This is a genomic window from Thioclava sp. SK-1 (genome assembly GCF_001705665.1).
GTDB lineage: Bacteria > Pseudomonadota > Alphaproteobacteria > Rhodobacterales > Rhodobacteraceae > Thioclava.
In genome coordinates this window covers 118,949-137,931 of the sequence record NZ_MDHA01000026.1, presented here as the reverse complement: position 1 = coordinate 137,931, position 18,983 = coordinate 118,949, and the positions used below count along the sequence as shown (strand labels likewise).

The window sequence follows — 18,983 nt, the reverse complement described above, 5'->3', positions numbered from 1 at the left end:
CAATGCCAGCGGGTGCAATGGCTAAGCGGTGCGAAACGGGCATATCCCCCGTAACGCGACACAGTTACATCATGTTCACCAGCAACCACACTCGTGCCGCCGATATTGCTGCCAAAGTGGCCGCGCGTTTGGACGGCGGGTTAATCGGGCAGGATCAGAAACGCGCGGAAGTCATTTACATTGGTCAAGGTTGGGCCGGGCACGACCTGAGCGCCGACGGCCGCAAAGAACCCATGTGCATCGTGATCGTGCAATGCCTGCACCGGGTCCATCCCACGTGTTTGTGCGATGTGCAGCGTATCGGGGCCGATGATCGCGCCTGCGACCTCATCTGCGCCATCCACCCCATCAGTATCACAGGCAATGCCCCAAATTCCGCGCGCACCGTCTAATGCAATCAAAGCCGAGAGCATAAATTCTGCATTTGGCCCCCCCTTGGCGCCGGGAACTGGTTTTTCCTGCGTTACGGTGCATTCTCCGCCTGAAAGCAGTACGATCGGGGCCTGATCGCGCAGCGATTGCGCCAATTCAACCTGGGTCCGGGCCAGATCGCGTGCCTCGCCTTCCAACGCATCACCCAAGACACGCACTTTTACGCCGGCTGCGCGGGCAATCTGCGCCGCTGCCTCCAACGATTGGGCAGGGGCTGCGATCACTTGGGTTTGGGCCTTGGACAGGCGCGGGTCATCAGGCGAAATCACATGGCGCGGACCGTCCAGTACCGCCCGCACAGAGGGTGGAAGCGCGATGTTATGACGTTCCACAATGGCTATCGCCTGGGCCGCCGTCGTGACATCGCCGACAGTCGGACCCGACGCAATGAAGGAAGGGTCATCGCCGGGCACATCGGAAATCAACAAGGAGATAAGACGCGCCGGGAAAGCTGCTGCTGCCAGCTGCCCGCCCTTAACCTGCGACAGGTGTTTGCGCAGCGTGTTCATCTTGTCGATTGTCGCACCAGAGGCCAGCAGCGCCGCATTCACTGCCTGTTTTTCGGCCAAGGTAATTTCGCCCGCCGGCGCACATAGAAGGGCAGATCCGCCACCAGAGATCAGTGCAATCACCGTATCGTCCGCGCCCAAACCCTGCATCAGTGTCAGTAATTCGCACGTGGCGTCCACCCCGGCCTGATCAGGCACGGGATGCGCCGCCTCTACCAAACGGATACCGCGCAGCGGGCGGCCATAGCCGTAGCGGGTGATCACCAATCCTTCGCACGGGCCCCATGCCTGTTCTAACGCTTCGGCCATCCGCGCCGAGGCCTTGCCCGCGCCAATCACCACCACGCGGCCCGCTGGTTTGGGCCCAAGCGCCTGCGGCACGCAGATCATCGGATCGGCCGCCGTGACAGAGGCATCAAAAAGAGCACGCAAAAATTCGGCGGGGGCAATATCGGGCATGAAATGTCCTTTTTCAGCGATGCCCCAACAGTTGAGCAGGGCGAAATCATTTGCAAGGGGACAGGGTAAGGCGCAGGCAAATGTCATGAAAACGGGGGCAAAAGGTTTCCCCATGGCCCCCGTGGATGCTAAAAATTATAGCGTTATTTCAGCGTGATGCGGCCGTCCAGATAGGGCGTATACGGACCGTTCTCGATCAAATATTCCGCCACGACATCCGCCAAATCAGGGCCGTAATCATAGGCGTTTTCGCCATCGATGAACATTTTATAGCCGTCGCCACCGTTGCGAACATAGTTATTGGTGGTGATGCCATAGGTTTTTGCCGGATCCAGTGCCACCCATTCGCCATCTTCATCTACCATCACGTCAGAAACGCGGCTGCCGGGGTCTGCGGCAGCGTCGATTGTGAAGGTCACGCCCGATACCTGTGGGAAACGTCCCGCCCCTTCTTCAATCTGGCCTACGCCGCTTTCAAGCGCATCGAGCACCACCTGACCTGATGCCTGGAAGGTGGCCAAAGTGTTTTGGAACGGAAGGACCGTCAACACTTCGCCCATCGTTACCTCGCCTTCGTCGATCGAGGCCCGCAGCCCGCCGCCATTGGCGATCGCGATCTGAATGCCCTGATCTTTTACTCGGTCCAGCATGGAATCGGCTACAAGGTTGCCCATCTCGCATTCCTTCGCGCGGCAGTTGTCACGCGATCCGTCAATTGGTGCGGCGGTTTGTGCCACGACCTCGTTGCGGATTTCTTCCAATGGCTGGGCCAATTCCGTGATACGCGCGACAGTGCCTTCGTCTTCGGTCACGGCAGCGTCCATGATTAACGGCGCGCCGGCTGCGGTTTTGATGACGCCATCATCATCAAATGTGACGTTCAGCTCGCCCAGGAATTTACCATAGGCATAGGCCTGCACCACCGCAGTATCACCCACCATCGTAGGATAAGGTCCTTTCGCGCCATCCATATCACCCAGCAGCGAATTGTCGTGACCGCCCACGATCACATCCACACCGGTGGTGTTCTCGGCCACCATCTTGTCAACATCATAGCCCGAATGCGACAGCACAACGATCTTGTTGACACCTTCGGCGGTCAGCTTGTCGACCTCACCTTGCACGGCCTGTGCGGGGTCAGAGAAGGTGACATTGGGGCCGGGGCTTGCCAGTTCGTCGGTGTTTTCCGGTGTCAGGCCGATCAGGCCGATCTTTTCACCGCCCACGTCGATTACCGTGGATTTCATCAGCTTATCGGCCAGCGCGGGCTCTGCTGAAACATCCGCGTTGGACATCAGAACCGGGAAGTCGACCGCATCCATGAAACCGGCAAGAACCTCTGGCCCGTCGTCGAATTCGTGGTTGCCGACAGTCATCCCGTCATAGCCCAGCTTATTCATGAATTCGGCGGCCATCTTTCCCTTGTAATAGGTGTAGAACAGCGTGCCTTGGAATTGGTCACCGCCATCCACAAGGATGGAATTTCCGGCGCGTGCACGGGCCTCTTCAACGGCGGTCACCAGACGTGCAGTTCCACCAAAGCAATCCCCGGCTGCGTTGTCCTCTGAGCCGCAGGTCGAATCATATTTGCTGATCGGCTCAAACCGCGCGTGAAAGTCATTGGTATGCAGAACCGTTAGCGTGTAATCAGCTTGGGCGGCACCGGCCATCAGGCCAAGTGCGGCTGCGGTGCCTGCAAGAAAGCGCGTCTTCATAGATCCCTCCGGAGATTCTGTCATATATCTTTTACAGTCTCGTTACTTTGACCAAACTGTCAAAACCCGATTGCCGCGCTACTGTGCTTTCGTTGCGTGACGGTAAAATGACAGATGCACTCAGGCTCTGGATTGATTATTTTTGTGGCAAAGGTCATTGGGTGTCTCATGCTGATTTATAAAATATTCCGCCAGCCAGAGTGGCTGAACTTTGAAGCCGCCGGTGAAACGGCGGGGGCGCCTGTTGATCTGGCCGATGGCTATGTTCATTTCTCGACCGCCGCGCAGGCGCAAGAAACCGCCGCGAAACATTTTGCAGGGGAAGATGGGCTGGTGCTGCTGGCCTGTGAAGCCGATAAAATGGAGGCGCTGATATGGGAGCCTTCGCGCGGTGGGGCGTTGTTCCCACATCTGTATCGAAAGCTGCGACTGGACGATGTCGTGACGCGTTATGATTTGCCGCTGATCGGTGGCACCCACGCTTTCCCAAAGGATATGACATGAATATCATCGAACGCGCCGGGTTGTTCGCGCTGCATAGGCTGGACCCAGAGGCCGCACATGGTTTGTCGATCAAGGCGCTGAATACGGGTGTCGTGCCCTTGGCAGGGGTGTTTACCTCCGCAAGGATTGCGACGCAGGTGGCGGGATTGTCCTTGCCAAATCCGGTAGGTCTGGCCGCAGGCTATGACAAAAATGCCGAGGCCGTGGCGCCACTGATGCGGGCGGGCTTCGGGTTTCTAGAGGTCGGCGCGGCGACGCCACGGCCGCAGCCGGGCAATATGCAGCCGCGTCTGTTTCGTCTGACCGAAGACCGTGCAGTGATCAATCGTTTCGGCTTTAACAATGAGGGGATGAGCGCGATCACGACGCGGCTTGCCGCCCGCCCTTCGGGCGTGCCTGTCGGGTTGAACCTTGGGGCAAACAAGGACAGCGTGGACCGCAGCGCCGATTTCGCGCAGGTTCTGGCCCACGCCGGACCGCATGTTGATTTTGCGACGGTCAATGTGTCCTCGCCCAACACCGAACAATTGCGCGATCTGCAAGGGGCCGCAGCCCTTTCGGCCCTGTTGGAAGGTGTCATGGAGGCACGCAGCGCCTTGGCCAACCCAATTCCGATTTTCTTGAAAATCGCTCCGGATTTGAAGCCAGATGAAATTGCGCAAATCGCAGAGGTTGCTATTGCCTCGGGCATCAGCGGTGTGATTGCTACCAATACCACGTTGGACCGGGACAAAGTGTCGGGCCCCTATGCGCAGGAAAAAGGCGGTCTGTCCGGTGCGCCTTTGTTTGAAAAATCCACCCGTGTTTTGGCACAGCTTAGTCAAAAATTGGACGGAAAAGTACCATTGATCGGTGTGGGGGGCGTAGGCTCCGCCGAACAGGCCTATGAAAAGATCCGTGCCGGGGCAAGCGCGGTTCAGGTCTATTCCGCGTTGGTTTACGAAGGACTGTCATTGGCGGGCCGTATCGCTAAAGGGTTGGATGCGCTGCTGGAACGCGATGGCTTTGCAACCATAGATCAAGCGGTTGGAACGGGACGGGACGCATGGCTGTAACGCTGTGGCACAATCCGCGGTGCTCAAAGTCGCGCGCGGCCTTGACGCTGTTGGAACAGGCGGGGCAGGTGGTGGACGTGCGGCTTTATCTGCAAGATGTACCAACGGTGACCGAGCTGATGGAGGTCCAGCAAAAGCTGGGCTGTCCAGCTGCGGATATGGTGCGCTGGAAGGACGTCCGCCAAGCGAAAGCGGGCGGACAAGACGCGCTGGATCACGGGTCCGATGCAGTGACGATATTTTCTGCATTGGCCGCACAACCCAAATGGATTGAGCGGCCTATCGGGCTGACCCAAACAGCGGCCCGGATCGGTCGCCCTCCCGAAGCCATTCTGGAGATTCTTTGAGCGGGCTTTGATTAGGCCAGGCCAGACTTTGATCTAGCGCGAGAAAATTCCCCGCAGGTTCACATGACGGTTCACGTCTTTATACAGCAGATACCGGAACGGTCGGCGTCCCGCCGCATAACAGGCTTGCGGGCAAAAGGCGCGCAGCCACATGAAGTCGCCTTCCTCTACCTCGACCCAGTCTTGGTTGAGCAGATAAACACCACGCCCTTGTAGCACATACAACCCATGTTCCATCACATGGGTTTCAGCAAAGGGGATCGTGCCGCCGGGCATGAATGTCACAATATTCACATGCATATCATGGCGCATATCGGACGGGTCGACAAAGCGCGTGGTGGACCAATATCCGGCGGTGTCGGGCATCTCGATCGGTGTGATGTTTTTATCGGCGGTCACAAAGCTTTCGGGCAGATCAATGCCGGGGGCGCGTTCATGAATTTTGCGCACCCACATCAATGTAGAGGGCGTGTCGCCGGTATTGGCGATTGTCCAATCCTCCCCCGGTGCCAGATAGACATAGCCACCCGGGTCCAGCTCATATGTCTGGTCTTTGATCGTGACGCGCAGATGGCCCTCCAAAATAAAAATGACGCCCTGCGCATCCTTATCGGGTTCGGGCTGCTTTGATCCGCCACCCGGCGCGACCTCGACCACCAGCTGTGCGAATGTTTCTGAAAACCCGGTCAATGGCCGCGCCAAAACCCATGCACGGGATTTATCCCATCCCGGTAGGTATGAGATGGTAATATCGGACATCGTGCCGCGCGGAATAACCGCATAGCTTTCGGTGAAATGCGCCCTTTCGCGCGCGCGTTGGTTTTGATCGGGCAAGCCCCCCGTCGGGGCGTAATAGGTCGGTACGAATTTCATATCAGCGCCTTAAAGATCCATTGCGTGCAAGCGGTGCCAGGCGATCCGCTCTACTTGCCGGCAGGCTTGGGCGAATTCCACGTCCCGCGTATTGCGAAGCCGTGACTGGAACTGCGCCAAGATTGATGCCTTGTCATGGTCCTTTACCGCGATAATGAACGGAAAGCCAAACTGTGCGACATATTCAGTGTTCAGCCGTTCAAATTCATCGCGTTCGGCATCTGTCAGCGCATCCAACCCGGCGCTGGCCTGCTCCGAGGTGCTTTCGGCGGTCAACCGTTTTGCCTGTGCCAATTTTCCGGCCAGATCTGGATGGGCGGTCAAAACCCCAAGCCGTTCTTGGTCGGTGCTGGTGCGAAATACCCGCGCCAGCGCCGAGGCCACGCCTTCGGTGCAATCATGCGCGGGGCCAAGCTCTAACCCATAGGCGCGCTGTGCAATCCACGGGCTGTGTTCATAGATCGCGCCAAAGGCCTCGACAAACCGCGTTTGCGTCATCTGGCTGGGGCGTTCGCGGCGAATATGGGGGTGATGGGTTCCCCAATGTGCGGCAATTTCACCACGGGTCGCAAACCAGACATCGCCCCGCGCCATCGCATAAAGCAAGAATCGCTTCAGCCCTGCCAGCTTTCCCGGACGGCCAATCAGGCGGTTGTGCAACCCAATTGAGAACATCTTGGCCTGACCTGCCTCCCCTTCGGCATGCAGCACATCGAAACTGTCTTTCAGATACTGAAAGAATTGCTCGCTTTCGATATATCCCGGCGCTGTGGCAAAGCGCATATCATTGGCTTCCAGTGTGTAAGGGATCACCAGCTGATCGCGCTCCCCCATTTCGCGCCAATAGGGCAGGTCATCATCATAAGTGTCAGAGATCCAGTCGAACCCGCCTTCCTCGGCCGTCAGGCGCACGGTATTCGCGCTGCATCTGCCGGTATACCAGCCGCGCGGACGACTGCCGGTGACCTCGGTGTGCAGGCGGATGGCTTGCGCGATCTGCGCGCGTTCCTCGGCCTCTGGCATGTCTTTATGTTCGACCCATTTCAATCCGTGGCTGGCGATTTCCCAGCCTGCCGATTGCATCGCAGCCACTTGTTCGGGGTTGCGTGCAAGCGCGGTGGCCACGCCGTAAATCGTGACCGGCAGGTTCAACCCTGTGAACAGCCGATGCAGCCGCCAAAATCCGGCCCGCGCCCCGTATTCATAGATTGATTCCATGTTCCAATGTCGCTGGCCTTGCCACATCGCGGCGCCTGCAATGTCGGATAAGAACGCCTCGGATGCGGCGTCCCCGTGCAAGATGTTATTCTCGCCGCCTTCTTCGTAATTCAGTACCAAAGAAATCGCGAGCTTGGCACCATTGGGCCATGCCGCATCTGGCGCATTGGCTCCATAGCCGCGCATGTCACGGGGGTATCGGGTCATCTGGCTCTCCTTCATCCCCTGATGAAAGGCCTAAATCTTGGGCGGTTGCAAGAGGGGTGCTTGCAGCGCGGGCACAGGCGCGCCACTGTGTCAAAGGACATGGAGGGTATGATGAGCGGATATTTAACAACACATGTTTTGGACACGGCGCGTGGATGCCCGGCGGCGGGGCTGCAGATCACCTTGTTTCGGATTGTGGGCGAAGACCGAGTCGAATTGGCGCGGATGACGACCAATGACGACGGGCGGACGGATGCCCCGATATTGCCTAAAGGTGATTTTAAAACAGGTGTTTATGAGTTGATCTTCAACGCCGGTGATTACCTTCGTGGTAGCAGCCAAGTCAATCAAGAGCCGCTGTTTTTGGATCAGGTGCCAATCCGGTTTGGGATCAATGATGCCCAGGCGCATTACCATGTGCCGTTGTTGCTGTCGCCCTATGGCATGTCGACTTATCGCGGCAGCTAAGCGTGACGTGATATTCTGTGTCGCATAAAATTTAGGCGACACAGTCTATAATTCATGCGAAGATAATTTGCTCTGGCCACCCTGGCGCGACAACCGCTTGCTGCGTAAGAGCTGCTTGGCCAAGGTCAGTGTAACAGCATGGGTTTTACGAGGGGACCAATGGATTATACGTTCTGGCTTGAATGGGCGCAGTTTGCCATGCGCTGGCTGCATGTGATTACCGCGATCGCCTGGATTGGCTCCTCGTTTTATTTCATTGCCTTGGATCTGGGATTACGGCCCGAGGCAAATGCGCCCGATGGGGTGCATGGCGCGGCCTGGCAGGTGCATGGCGGCGGCTTTTATCATATCCAGAAGTATCTGGTCGCGCCGGATTCGATGCCAAAAGAGCTCACATGGTTCAAATGGGAAAGCTATATCACATGGCTTTCGGGGTTGGGCATGTTGATGCTGGTCTATTGGGCCGGGGCAGAGTTTTACCTGATAGATCCGCGCGTGCTGGAGATGCCAGTATGGGTTGGGATTTTGATCTCGGCCGGGTCGTTGACCATCGGTTGGCTGGCCTATGACTGGATCTGTAAATCGAAGTTCGGCGAGGACAACACCCGCTTGATGGTGTTTTTATACATTGTGCTGGTGGTGATGGCATGGGGCTATAGTCAGGTGTTTTCAGGCCGTGCGGCCTTGCTGCATCTGGGCGCGTTTACTGCGACGATTATGTCGGCCAATGTCTACTTTCTGATCATCCCGAACCAGAAAATCGTTGTGGCGGATTTGATGGCCGGTCGCGTGCCTGATCCGAAATATGGTAAGATCGCCAAGCAACGTTCAACGCACAACAACTATCTGACCTTGCCGGTGTTGTTTTTAATGCTATCGAACCATTATCCATTGGCCTTTGCTAATGATTACAATTGGTTGATTGCGTCCTTGGTGTTTTTGATGGGTGTTTCGATCCGGCATTTCTTTAATACGCATCATGGGCATGGCGGGTATCTGTGGTGGACTTGGGGTGTGACCGCCGCGCTTTTTGCCGCGATTATGGCCCTGTCTGCCGCTGGGGCAGAGGCGCAGGGCGATCCGTGGGACACGGCGGAAGACTACACTCCTGCTTCGCAGCGATTTGCCGATGCCGCAGGGTTTGAAGATGTCACCTATATGATCATGGGGCGCTGTTCGATGTGCCACGCGCAAGATCCAGGATATGATGGTATCGGCGCAGCACCCAAAGATGTGCATCTGGAAACCCCGTCACAAATTGCACAGGCTGCGCAGGCGATCTATCTGCAAGCCGGTGTCAGTGACGCGATGCCGCCTGGCAACCTTAGCTTTATGGAGCCCGAAGAACGCGCTGCCATCCGCGCATGGTATCGTGCCGCTATGGCTGATGGGTAAGCCGGGACAATTGCTACCCGCATGTGGGCGTTTAATCCTTGCGTTTTTGGCACGTCTTGCGTATGGACCACGAACTTCCGCAGTTCATCTGAACCGGCGATGCCTCTCGTGGCGGGGCGCGGAAGGGTAAACCCGCCTATGAAGCCGCCCTTGAAAACAGGAGCAGATATGCCGCTTTACGAGCATGTCCTCATTGCGCGTCAGGACTTGTCCAACACGCAGGCCGAAGGCCTTGTCGAACATTTCTCCACGGTGCTTGCAGATAACGGCGGTAAAGTCGTCGAATCCGAGTACTGGGGCGTCAAAACGATGGCCTATAAGATCAACAAAAACCGCAAAGGCCACTACGCCTTCCTGAAGACCGACGCGCCATCGGCCGCCGTTCAGGAAATGGAGCGTCTGTGCCGCTTGCATGACGACGTGATGCGCGTTCTGACCATCAAGGTTGAAGAACATGCAGAAGGCCCGTCCGTGCAGATGCAAAAACGTGACGAGCGTGACAACCGTCGCGAACGTCGCTGATCTTCGGAAAGGACATATACCATGGCAAAACCGTTTTTCCGTCGCCGCAAAGTCTGCCCGTTCTCGGGTGATAACGCGCCTGCGATCGATTACAAAGACACACGTCTTCTGCAGCGCTACATCTCTGAGCGCGGCAAAATCGTTCCCGCACGCATCACCGCCGTTTCGGCGAAAAAACAGCGTGAGCTGGCACGCGCGATCAAGCGCGCTCGCTTCCTCGCTCTGCTGCCCTACGCTGTGAAGTAAGGAGTCAAGCACATGCAAGTCATCCTTCTGGAACGTGTGGCCAAGCTTGGTCAAATGGGCGATGTCGTTTCCGTCAAAGACGGTTACGGTCGTAACTTCCTGTTGCCACAGGGCAAAGCGCTTCGCGCGTCGGCCGCAAATATTGCGTCCTTCGAAGATCGCAAAGCTCAGCTTGAGGCACGCAACCTTGAAACCAAAAAAGAAGCTGAAGCAGCGGCTGAAAAGCTGACCGGTCAGCAGTTTATCGTTATCCGTTCGGCCTCCGACGCAGGTGCGCTGTATGGTTCGGTGACAACCCGTGACGCGGCTGATGCTGCGGCAGAGGCTGGTTTCTCAGTGGACCGTAAGCAGGTTTCCCTGCCGCGTCCGATCAAAGATCTTGGTCTGCATGACGTTCACGTCGCGCTGCACCCTGAAGTTGACGCTGTCATTCAGTTGAACGTTGCGCGTTCGGCAGAAGAAGCGGAACTGCAGGCATCGGGCAAATCCATTCAGGATCTGGCTGCTGAAGCAGAAGCCGAAGGCGAATTCGAAGTGGCGAACCTGTTCGACGATATCGGCGCTGCCGGTCGTGACGACGATTACGCATCCGACGATGCATCGGCGTCTGACGAAGATTGATCCTAAGCGGATTGATGTAAAAATTAAAACCGCGCCAGCGATGGTGCGGTTTTTTTCATTTTTAAGCGGTGGTTTGATCCGTTCTCCGGATCAAACCATATTTTTACGAGGATTTCTTTTTGCGCCGTTTTACAAGGGCTAAGCCGCCAATGGCTGTCCCAAAAAGCGCAAGTGACGCTGGTAATGGCACGGGGGCCAAGGTTTCGGTCGACCCGGCCGCGATGCCCACGCCTGCCACGGTTTCCCACGCATAGCTGACCAGCTGGCTGTTGCCGAGCGCATCCGCCGCCAGCTCTAACCAGCCATAATGGGTTGCGCCATTTTCTGCCGCGAACGCTACCCCAAGGTAGCCAGATCGCAAGCCTCCGCGTTCGACCCATGCGCCCCGAAGTGCGTTCCGACCAAACAATGCGCGGCCAACATTGAAATTGTACAGCGTTTCAGATGAGCTCCAACCGGTTGTGCCGTCAATTACAAACCCATCCGACAGTGGACGGCCACTCGACACCATGTTGCTGCCCGTTCCAGCAGCTTCCAAAGAATGTGTGATCACAAAACGCCCCAAGCTGGTGAGGGTTTCATTGAATTGTACATCCGTAACACCGTCTTGGTTCAAGTCCACGCTGGACGTATTAGACAGGGGATATTCCTGGATCACTGCGGCCTGAGCAATGCCATGCAGGGCGATGCCCGCCGACAGTGCAATCGCAGGCACCAACGATCGTCTCAACATATTAGTCATTCGTAACCTCTTTACCGACAAGACCACGCAAGGCGCAGGTCCGAGATTCCTAATATTTGCTAAATATCGATGGCGATTTTGGGGCCGCTTTGGGGCATGTCATGCCATACCTTCAGGAAGATGCCTTGCAAAAGACGCGATCTTGGGCGGTTCGTCTTGCGCTGTGCGGCTGAGGCTGGGCATGCAAAAAGGGGCGGCCAAATGACCGCCCCTTTAAAATTCCAATCAAAATCGACTTAGATTTCGTCGAGCGATTCGACCGCTTTTTGAAGCTCTTCTTTCGACACTTCTTTTTCAGTCACGTCAGCTTTTTCTACGACCAGATCGACGACTTTGTCTTCAAAGATCGGTGCGCGCAGCTGTTGCTGCATCTGCGGGTTTTGCTGAATGAATTCAAAGAACTGGCGTTCCTGGCCCGGGTATTGGCGGGCCTGGTTCATAACGGCTTGGGTCATTTCGGCATCGGTGACTTCAACCGATTCCTTACGGCCCAGCTCAGCCAACAACAGGCCCAAACGCACGCGGCGCTCTGCCAACTTGTTGTGTTCGTCAGTGGGCTCGATCGCGCCATGATCATGGCCCGTGTCTTCTGGGTTTTCTTCATGATACAGCTGATGCGCGATCTGCGATGCTTCCGCTGAAACCAGAGAAGGTGGCAGTTCAAAGGTCACTTTGTCGTCCAGCTGGTCCAACAGACCACGCTTCAGGATCTGACGCGCAGCACCGGTGTATTCTGCTTCCAGACGCTCAGCGATCTGTTTTTTCAGACCATCAAGATCTTCGGCACCGAATTTCTTTGCCAGCTCGTCATCAACTTCCGCAGCTTTGGGGCCGCGAACTTCTTTGACGGTGCATTTAAACACGGCGGCTTTGCCGGCCAGATGCTCAGCCTGATATTGCTCAGGGAAGGATACGTTTACGTCCAGCTCGTCTTCCTGCTTTGCGCCGACCAATTGGTCTTCGAAGCCCGGGATGAAAGAGTTCGAGCCCAGCACCAACGGATAGTCTTCGCCTTTGCCGCCTTCAAACGCTTCGCCATCTACGAAACCTTCAAAGTCGATGACAACCTGATCGCCGTCTTTGGCTTTGGTGCCTTTGCGCTTTTTCTCAAAGTTCTGAGCGTTTTCGGCCAGACCGTTCAGCGCTTCTTCAATCGCTTCGTCGGATGCTTTGACAACCAGCTTTTCCAGCTTCAGGCCAGCGGCATCAAACTCGGGGATCTCTGGCAGGGCTTCGTATTCTACAGCCACGACAACGTCGTCACCGGGCTTCCACTGTTCGCCGCCTTCCATCTCGATTTTAGGCTGCATCGCAGGACGATCACCCGACTTTTCAAGATGCTCTTGCATCGCGCCGTCGACCGATTCCTGCATGGTTTCGCCCATCATGCGCTCGCCGAATTGCTTTTTCAGCATCGCCATCGGGACTTTACCTTTGCGGAAGCCCTTCATCTCGATTTCCGGCTGCGCTTCTTTCAGCTTTGCCGTAACTTTTTCTTCCAGCTCGGCCGCTGTGATGGTGATCTTGTAGCCGCGCTTGAGGCCTTCGTTCAGGGTCTCGGTGACCTGCATATGATGTCCTTTTTCTTGACTGCCCCGACGGAATGTCCGAAGGGGCCGCAACTTAATTCCCGCGTTTTCTATTGATCAGGGGCCTGCGTGGCAAGGCGAAAACAGGTTCCGCCTGTGCGAACCCGTGTTTTCGCAGCCCATTCACGGGTTTGCGGCACCGCGCACAGGCAAGGTGCCGCGCATTGGCTTGGGGGATTAGCCAAACACTGCGGTTAAGGCACCGTCGACTGCCTCGGTGATCTGATCGATATCGTCGGACGTGGCGATCAGGGCAGGGCTGAAACACAGCGTATTGTTCAATCCGGGCAATGATCGATTGGTGATTCCAATGATCACGCCACGTTTTGCGGCTTCGGCCACGACCTGCGCGCCGATTTTTTCATCTACGGGCTCTTTCGTTCTACGGTCGGTGACCAATTCGGCCCCTACGAACAGACCGGCCCCGCGTACATCCCCGATGACGGGATGCTTTTCCATCAACCCGTTCAGATTAGACAAAAAGCGCGCCCCCATATCCAGCGTGTTTTGCAACAGGTTTTCATCTTCGATGATGCGCATGTTTTCCAATGCCGCCGCAGGCCCTGCCGTGCAGCCTCCAAAGGTCGAGATATCGCGGAAATAGCCCAGATGATCCTCGGAGTCCTTGAATTTTTCAAACACCGCATCTGTTGTAACGCAGCACGAAATCGCTGCATAGCCAGAGGCCACACCCTTGGCCATTGTCACGAAATCGGGCTGAATCCCATAGTTTTGATAGCCAAACCAAACGCCCGTGCGCCCCATACCGCACACGACCTCGTCAATATGCAGCAAGATGTCATATTTGGTGCAGATTTCCTGCACCCTTTCCCAATATCCTTGAGGCGGCACGATGACGCCACCGCCCGCGGTGACAGGTTCCAGACACAGCAGGCCAATTTCATCTGGCCCTTCGCGCAAGATGACTTCTTCAATCGCATCGGCTGCGCGTTGGCCGTAGTTCTCCACATCCCATTGCGCCCGATATTCGCAGCAATGCGGCACTTCAATAAAGCCTCCGGGCAGCGGCCCGTATTGTGCGGCGCGTTCAGGCTGACCACAGGCGGCCAGCGTGCCCAGCGTAGAGCCGTGATAATCGCGTTCCCGGAACAAGATCTTGGATTTTTTACCACCGTGGTATTTGGCCGAGATTTGACGGACCATTTTAAAGACCTTCTCATTGGCCTCTGATCCTGAATTCGCGTAGTAGACCCGGCTCATGCCCGGCATTTTCGTCAACAGTCGCTCGGCAAAAATCGATCCGGGAATTGATCCGGCCGAGCCTGCAAAATAAGGTAATTCAATCAATTGATCGCGCACAGCATTGGCAATGGAATCGCGGCCATAGCCCACATTGACGGTCCAGACCCCGCCCGAAACCGCATCTAACAGCTCTGTGCCTTTTTGATCCCAAACACGTATGCCCGCGCCCTTGACGATGATGCGTGGGTCATTGGTTTCCAATGATTTATGTTGCAGCAAATGGTGCCAAATATGGGCGCGGTCTGCTTCGGTTACAGCGGTCAGATCATTGGTCAGCATGGCGTGAGATCCTCTTGAGGTTTTGACAAGTGTCGACAATTTTTCCGCGGCGACAATCCTTTTTATACTATTGCTAACTCTTTGAATTTTGGTCTTCGATCGCATAGTGTTGCCGCTGAATGAACATGTAGAACAGGGCAGGGCGCGATGGCGGATGAAGATGTGGATATCGGTGGGCGGTTGCGGGCTTTGCGCATGGCGCGCAACCTGTCACAACGCGCATTGGCACGCCGGGTCGGCGTGCCAAATTCCACCATTTCCTTGATTGAAAGCGGTCAGACCAATCCGACGATTGGTGCGTTAAAACGGATTTTGGATGGCGTGCCGATTGGCTTGGCAGAATTTTTTGCCTTTGAACCGGATCTGCCGCGCAAAGTGTTCTTTGCCGCTGATGAATTACGCGAAATCGGCCGGGGCCGGGTGTCTTATCGCCAGATCGGGGAGGGCGGCGCAGTGCAAATGTTGGTGGAGCAGTATCAACCCGGCGCGGATACAGGGAAAGTGCCGCTTAGCCATCTTGGCGAAGAGGTCGGCTATGTGCTGCAAGGGCGCTTAGAGGTCACGGTGGACGGGCAGCGCAAATTGCTTGGGCCGGGGGATGCCTATGCGTTTGACAGCCACCTGCCGCATCGCTTTCGCAATTCGGGCGCCGAACCGTGCCATGTGATCAGCGCCTGCACCCCGCCCAGTTTTTGACGCGCCGGGCGGGGCGTTGGGATCATTCCAATGTGCACAGCAAACCGGCAATGATGCGGGTGCGCGGCACGATCATATCTTCGATGATATGTTCGTCCAATGTATGCAGCCCATCACCCAACACGCCCAATGAGCATAGGCTGGGAATGCCCATTGCTCCGGTGAAATTGGCATCTGATCCGCCACCCGCGCTGGCATGAGGCATGTCCAGCCCGATAGATTGCGAAATTGCGCGGGCCTTTTCATACAGGGCCATCGTGCCTGGCTGACCAGGCTCCCAAACAGGCCGGGTCACGCCGCGCGTCACGGTGAAGGTCACACCATTTCGTGTGCCATTCAGCGCCAGCATCTTTTCCACGCCTGCGTCCAGATCTTCTTGTTTCATCGCCATCGACAGACATTGAGCCGAAGCAAATGAGGGTACGCAATTCACCCATTGCCCCGATGCGATGGCGTTACAGCTAAACGTGCATTCCTCAGAGGTCATTTCTTCAATTTCGATGATCCGGCGGGCCAGCTCGCGTACGGCGGAAATGCCGCCTTTGACATTGGCGCCTGCGTGGCTGGGTTTGCCGGTGGCCGTCAGGTTGAAACGCGCGATGGCATACCGCCCGGTGCAGACGCCCAGATCGGCATGGGCGGGTTCTGGACACAGCACATATTTGGCCCGCTTTGCCTCTGCCTCGATCATGGTGCGTGTGGCGGGGGTTCCGATTTCTTCATCTGGGGTGAACAGCGCCACGATGGGTAAAGGGGTTTCAATCCCAGCCGAAATAATCGCGCGGATCGCCTCTAAGGTGATGTAATTGCCGCCTTTCATATCCTGAATGCCAGGACCATAAACCTTGCCGCCCTCGCGTCGGAATGGGTTTTTAGTCAAGGTCCCGATCGGATGCACCGTGTCAAAATGGCCCGAAATCAAGATGCCAGGCTGATCCATTTTGGGATGGGCAAAGCGGGCGCGCACCGATGGGCCAAGCCCCTGAGAGCCGGGAATGACCTCAATCGTTGCGCCCAGTTCGGCGCATTTCACGGCCACTAGGTCCATCATCTTACCCACGGCCTGTGCGTCATATGTAGGGCTTTCGCATTCGATCCAGGGCTTTAGCCCGGTGATGATGTCGTCGGTGTCAAAGGCCAGCTCTTGCCAATTGGTTGCGGTCATATCCTTCATGCGGCCTCTCCTCGGGCTTGGACCAGATTGGCGAAAATCGATGCGCCTAGTGGCAGCAATTTATCATCCAGAACAAAGCCCGGATTGTGCACCGGCACATCGCCGTCATGGCCGATATGCAAATAGGCGCCGGGCACGACCCGCAGCATATCTGCGAAATCCTCAGAGCCCATAATCAGCTCATCGCGCAGGGTGGCACCGTCTCCGATGACCGATTGCGCAGCCGCCAGAAGGTGATCGGCCAGCGTATCATCATTCATCAGCACATCGAATGTATTGCGCAGATCCACATGAATGTCACAGCCATAGCTTTGCGCCATCCCCGCGCAAAGATCGCGGATCCGCTGTGAAATCAACGCACCGGTATCGGCATCGAAAAAGCGGATTGTTCCGCCTAACGTAACGGTTTCAGGCACCACATTATAGGCGTCGCCGCCATGGATTTTCGTCACCGACAGAACGGCGGGCTGTGTTGGGGTGACATTGCGCGCCACGATGCTTTGCATCTGCGTGACCATGGCCGATGCGATCACGACAGGGTCGATACTGTCTTCGGGGCGCGCGCCGTGGCTGCCGCGCCCTTTGATGGTGATGTCAAAGAAATCCGACCCTGCCATCGCGGGTCCTTTGCGTAGTCCCGCAACCCCCATCGGATCCATAGGAGAGTTGTGCATGCCATATAGCTCATCACAGGGGAATTTCTCAAACAGACCGTCTGCGATCATGGCGCGTGCACCGCCCAGCCCCTCTTCGGCGGGTTGAAAGATGAATACCACGCGGCCGGCGAAATCTCGATGTGTGGCAAGGTATTTTGCCGCCCCCAGCAGCATGGTCGTATGGCCATCATGGCCGCAGGCATGCATCACGCCCGGTGTTTTTGATGCATAGGGCAGGTTGGTTTCTTCGTGAATTGGCAAGGCGTCCATATCGGCGCGCAACCCGATCGTGCGCCCTGGCCGCGTGCCATCCAACACCCCGACTACGCCGGTTTTGCCAAGGCCAGTGGTGATGGTGATCCCCCATTCTGTCAGCTTTTGCGCCACGATCGCAGAGGTGCGGACCTCTTCAAACCCCAGTTCGGGATGTTCATGGATGTCGCGGCGAATGGCGGTCAGCTCATCCGCGAAATCAGCAATATAGTCGATCACCGGCATCAGGCAGGTTCCTTTGTGCTATCGTTTTGAAAGGCCGGACCCAAGGCGCCCATGCGCATTCCATTGCGCAGGCGGGTCCAGGGCAATAGAGCAGGGTCCACAGCCATCGGCCCGGGGGCCGCGCAGGTCAGAAGGGCTGCGGATATCGGGTCAAAATCGGCCCGGAAATGGTTAGAAGATTTGACGATCAGGATCGGCTCTTGTTGCGGGTCAATCCCAACCTGTGCGAACATAGAGCGGTCGGCCATTTGCGCCTTGGCCGAGACGACGACGATCTTCAATTGATCGATCTGCAAGCAGGCAGACAAGCCCATATTCATGGTTTTTCCGCGATAATACGGCCCTTGTGCAGGGAATGTGCCATCAGACAGATGGGTCACGGTGAATGTCGCGGTGAAGGGGGCATCGCCGTCCACCCGCGATTGCCCGCCCAGCGCCACGGTAATCTGTGCGCCCACACCGGCCTGATGGGCCGCCAGTGCTGCATCACAATCATAAAGATTGCCGATGGCTCCGCTTGCATTGGCGGTGACCATCGCGCGGATCATTCCGGTGGTGTTACTATCGGCGCCGGCGCCGGGGTTGTCTTGTGTGTCGCATATCACCACGGGTTTCCCCGGCGCGGTGGCCGCGATGCGCATTGCCTGCGCCACGCTGTCTTCGGGCGTATACACGCGGCCCTTGAACGCAGGTTCGGCGGCGATGACGGCGGCGATCATCTGATCGGCTGCGTCGTCTGCGTCCGGACCATAGGCCAGAACGCTCATCTGACACTCGGGGAAATCAGCGGCCGGAAATCCCATGTTGAACGACATTTGACGATCTTTTCCTGCCAGTTCGCTCAAGCGTTCATACAGCCCCTTTGCAGGGGCATCGGCCGTGCATTGCCACGCGATGGCCGACAAATAGGGGGCTATGCGCATCGCCTTTTGTGGCCGCGCGCCAGTCAGCATCGCATCCAAGGCACGCGCCCCGCGCAGCCCGGTTTGTGCCATGTCGACATGGGGATAGGTGCGGTAGCTTTCCAACACATCGGCATGACTGAACATCAGCTGCGTGACATTTGCGTGCAGATCCAGACAGGTGACGATAGGAATTTCCGTGCCAATCGCGGCGCGTAAACGGCGTAGAAATTCTCCCTCCCCATCGTCCAGGTGCTCGGTGACCATTGCGCCATGCAAATCCAAGAACACCCCGTCCAACGGGCCAAAGGCCACGATACGGTCAATTGTTTCGTGGGTGATCCGTTCAAACGCATCCATCGTGACATGGGCCGATGGCGATGTCGCGCAGGCCAGTGCCGGACATAGGTCCCAACCCGCATCACGGCCATATCGGATTGCACCTGAAATGGCTGCATTTACATCGCTCATATGGTCGATGATCTCTTGTCCGCGTAACATTCTGCCCGCGCCACCGCCATGGGCAAAATCATCATATGTCGCCTTACTGGGCGCGAAGGTGTTGGTTTCATGCAAGAATGCGGCAATTGCAATTTTTGGTGCCATGATATGT

Annotated in this window: 19 protein-coding genes; 9 read left to right on the top strand and 10 right to left on the bottom strand. The window is 56.7% G+C overall.

The window, feature by feature from the left end; translation table 11 throughout:
• Positions 1–140 precede the first annotated feature (140 nt).
• Both BFP70_RS04820 and BFP70_RS04815 read right to left on the bottom strand, forming a co-directional pair.
• The gene (locus BFP70_RS04820; RefSeq protein ID WP_066010267.1) at positions 141–1,400 is read right to left on the bottom strand and encodes a glycerate kinase; all 1,260 of its coding nucleotides are present in this window, start codon (positions 1,398–1,400) and stop codon (positions 141–143) included.
• 143 nt (positions 1,401–1,543) lie between these two features.
• On the bottom strand, positions 1,544–3,115 hold the full coding sequence (locus BFP70_RS04815) for a bifunctional UDP-sugar hydrolase/5'-nucleotidase (protein WP_066010233.1): 1,572 nt from the start codon (positions 3,113–3,115) through the stop codon (positions 1,544–1,546).
• 168 nt (positions 3,116–3,283) lie between these two features.
• Between BFP70_RS04815 and BFP70_RS04810 the strand changes: the two genes are divergently transcribed.
• Genes BFP70_RS04810 through BFP70_RS04800 form a run of 3 tightly spaced genes read left to right on the top strand, consistent with a single transcriptional unit; the run spans position 3,284 to position 5,021 of the window.
• Positions 3,284–3,619, top strand: coding sequence for a DUF952 domain-containing protein (locus BFP70_RS04810; RefSeq protein WP_066010232.1), 336 nt, complete (start codon positions 3,284–3,286; stop codon positions 3,617–3,619).
• Positions 3,616–4,674: a quinone-dependent dihydroorotate dehydrogenase gene (locus BFP70_RS04805; protein WP_066010231.1), complete on the top strand. Its 1,059-nt coding sequence runs from the start codon at positions 3,616–3,618 to the stop codon at positions 4,672–4,674. Before BFP70_RS04810 ends, BFP70_RS04805 begins: the two co-directional genes overlap by 4 nt.
• Positions 4,665–5,021 carry an ArsC/Spx/MgsR family protein gene (locus BFP70_RS04800; protein WP_066010230.1) on the top strand — a complete coding sequence of 119 codons (357 nt, stop codon included), beginning with the start codon at positions 4,665–4,667 and terminating at the stop codon, positions 5,019–5,021. The genes BFP70_RS04805 and BFP70_RS04800 overlap by 10 nt, the downstream gene beginning before the upstream one ends.
• Before the next feature lie 33 nt (positions 5,022–5,054).
• Here the strand turns inward: BFP70_RS04800 and BFP70_RS04795 are convergent, their stop codons facing one another.
• Together BFP70_RS04795 and puuE are read right to left on the bottom strand one after the other, a co-directional pair.
• Positions 5,055–5,894 (bottom strand): bifunctional allantoicase/(S)-ureidoglycine aminohydrolase, encoded by an 840-nt coding sequence (locus BFP70_RS04795; protein WP_066010229.1) that lies wholly within the window; start codon positions 5,892–5,894, stop codon positions 5,055–5,057.
• A gap of 9 nt (positions 5,895–5,903) precedes the next feature.
• Entirely contained in the window at positions 5,904–7,319 is a 1,416-nt protein-coding gene (gene puuE / locus BFP70_RS04790) for an allantoinase PuuE (RefSeq protein WP_066010228.1), read from the bottom strand.
• A gap of 111 nt (positions 7,320–7,430) precedes the next feature.
• Between puuE and uraH the strand changes: the two genes are divergently transcribed.
• The 5 genes from uraH to rplI all read left to right on the top strand — a co-directional run bounded on the left by uraH (position 7,431) and on the right by rplI (position 10,571).
• Entirely contained in the window at positions 7,431–7,787 is a 357-nt protein-coding gene (uraH, locus tag BFP70_RS04785) for a hydroxyisourate hydrolase (protein ID WP_066010227.1), read from the top strand.
• A 159-nt stretch (positions 7,788–7,946) separates the two neighbouring features.
• Positions 7,947–9,182, top strand: a complete 1,236-nt coding sequence (locus BFP70_RS04780; RefSeq protein ID WP_066010226.1) for a urate hydroxylase PuuD — start codon at positions 7,947–7,949, stop codon at positions 9,180–9,182.
• A 168-nt stretch (positions 9,183–9,350) separates the two neighbouring features.
• Entirely contained in the window at positions 9,351–9,704 is a 354-nt protein-coding gene (rpsF, locus tag BFP70_RS04775) for a 30S ribosomal protein S6 (protein ID WP_066010225.1), read from the top strand.
• A 21-nt stretch (positions 9,705–9,725) separates the two neighbouring features.
• The gene (rpsR, locus tag BFP70_RS04770; protein ID WP_066010224.1) at positions 9,726–9,950 is read left to right on the top strand and encodes a 30S ribosomal protein S18; all 225 of its coding nucleotides are present in this window, start codon (positions 9,726–9,728) and stop codon (positions 9,948–9,950) included.
• Positions 9,951–9,962: 12 nt separating this feature from the next.
• Positions 9,963–10,571, top strand: coding sequence for a 50S ribosomal protein L9 (rplI, locus tag BFP70_RS04765; RefSeq protein ID WP_066010223.1), 609 nt, complete (start codon positions 9,963–9,965; stop codon positions 10,569–10,571).
• Positions 10,572–10,674: 103 nt separating this feature from the next.
• Here rplI and BFP70_RS04760 read toward each other — a convergent pair whose 3' ends face one another.
• The 3 genes from BFP70_RS04760 to BFP70_RS04750 all read right to left on the bottom strand — a co-directional run bounded on the left by BFP70_RS04760 (position 10,675) and on the right by BFP70_RS04750 (position 14,444).
• Complete coding sequence (locus BFP70_RS04760) at positions 10,675–11,304, bottom strand: VPLPA-CTERM sorting domain-containing protein (RefSeq protein WP_176715493.1); 630 nt, start codon at positions 11,302–11,304, stop codon at positions 10,675–10,677.
• A 245-nt stretch (positions 11,305–11,549) separates the two neighbouring features.
• On the bottom strand, positions 11,550–12,884 hold the full coding sequence (gene tig, locus BFP70_RS04755) for a trigger factor (protein ID WP_066010221.1): 1,335 nt from the start codon (positions 12,882–12,884) through the stop codon (positions 11,550–11,552).
• A gap of 195 nt (positions 12,885–13,079) precedes the next feature.
• Entirely contained in the window at positions 13,080–14,444 is a 1,365-nt protein-coding gene (locus BFP70_RS04750) for an aspartate aminotransferase family protein (protein WP_066010220.1), read from the bottom strand.
• 147 nt (positions 14,445–14,591) lie between these two features.
• Between BFP70_RS04750 and BFP70_RS04745 the strand changes: the two genes are divergently transcribed.
• Entirely contained in the window at positions 14,592–15,140 is a 549-nt protein-coding gene (locus BFP70_RS04745; RefSeq protein ID WP_066010219.1) for a cupin domain-containing protein, read from the top strand.
• A 22-nt stretch (positions 15,141–15,162) separates the two neighbouring features.
• On the opposite strand, the gene BFP70_RS04740 is transcribed toward BFP70_RS04745, so the two are convergent.
• From BFP70_RS04740 to BFP70_RS04730, 3 genes are read right to left on the bottom strand one after another with little or no spacing between them, the layout of a single operon-like run.
• Positions 15,163–16,314 carry a M20/M25/M40 family metallo-hydrolase gene (locus tag BFP70_RS04740; RefSeq protein ID WP_255356589.1) on the bottom strand — a complete coding sequence of 384 codons (1,152 nt, stop codon included), beginning with the start codon at positions 16,312–16,314 and terminating at the stop codon, positions 15,163–15,165.
• Complete coding sequence (locus tag BFP70_RS04735) at positions 16,311–17,468, bottom strand: M20 aminoacylase family protein (protein ID WP_066010218.1); 1,158 nt, start codon at positions 17,466–17,468, stop codon at positions 16,311–16,313. The genes BFP70_RS04740 and BFP70_RS04735 overlap by 4 nt, the downstream gene beginning before the upstream one ends.
• A complete protein-coding gene (locus BFP70_RS04730) occupies positions 17,468–18,976 on the bottom strand; it encodes a M81 family metallopeptidase (protein WP_066010217.1) in 1,509 nt (502 codons plus the stop codon). Before BFP70_RS04730 ends, BFP70_RS04735 begins: the two co-directional genes overlap by 1 nt.
• Positions 18,977–18,983: the final 7 nt, after the last annotated feature.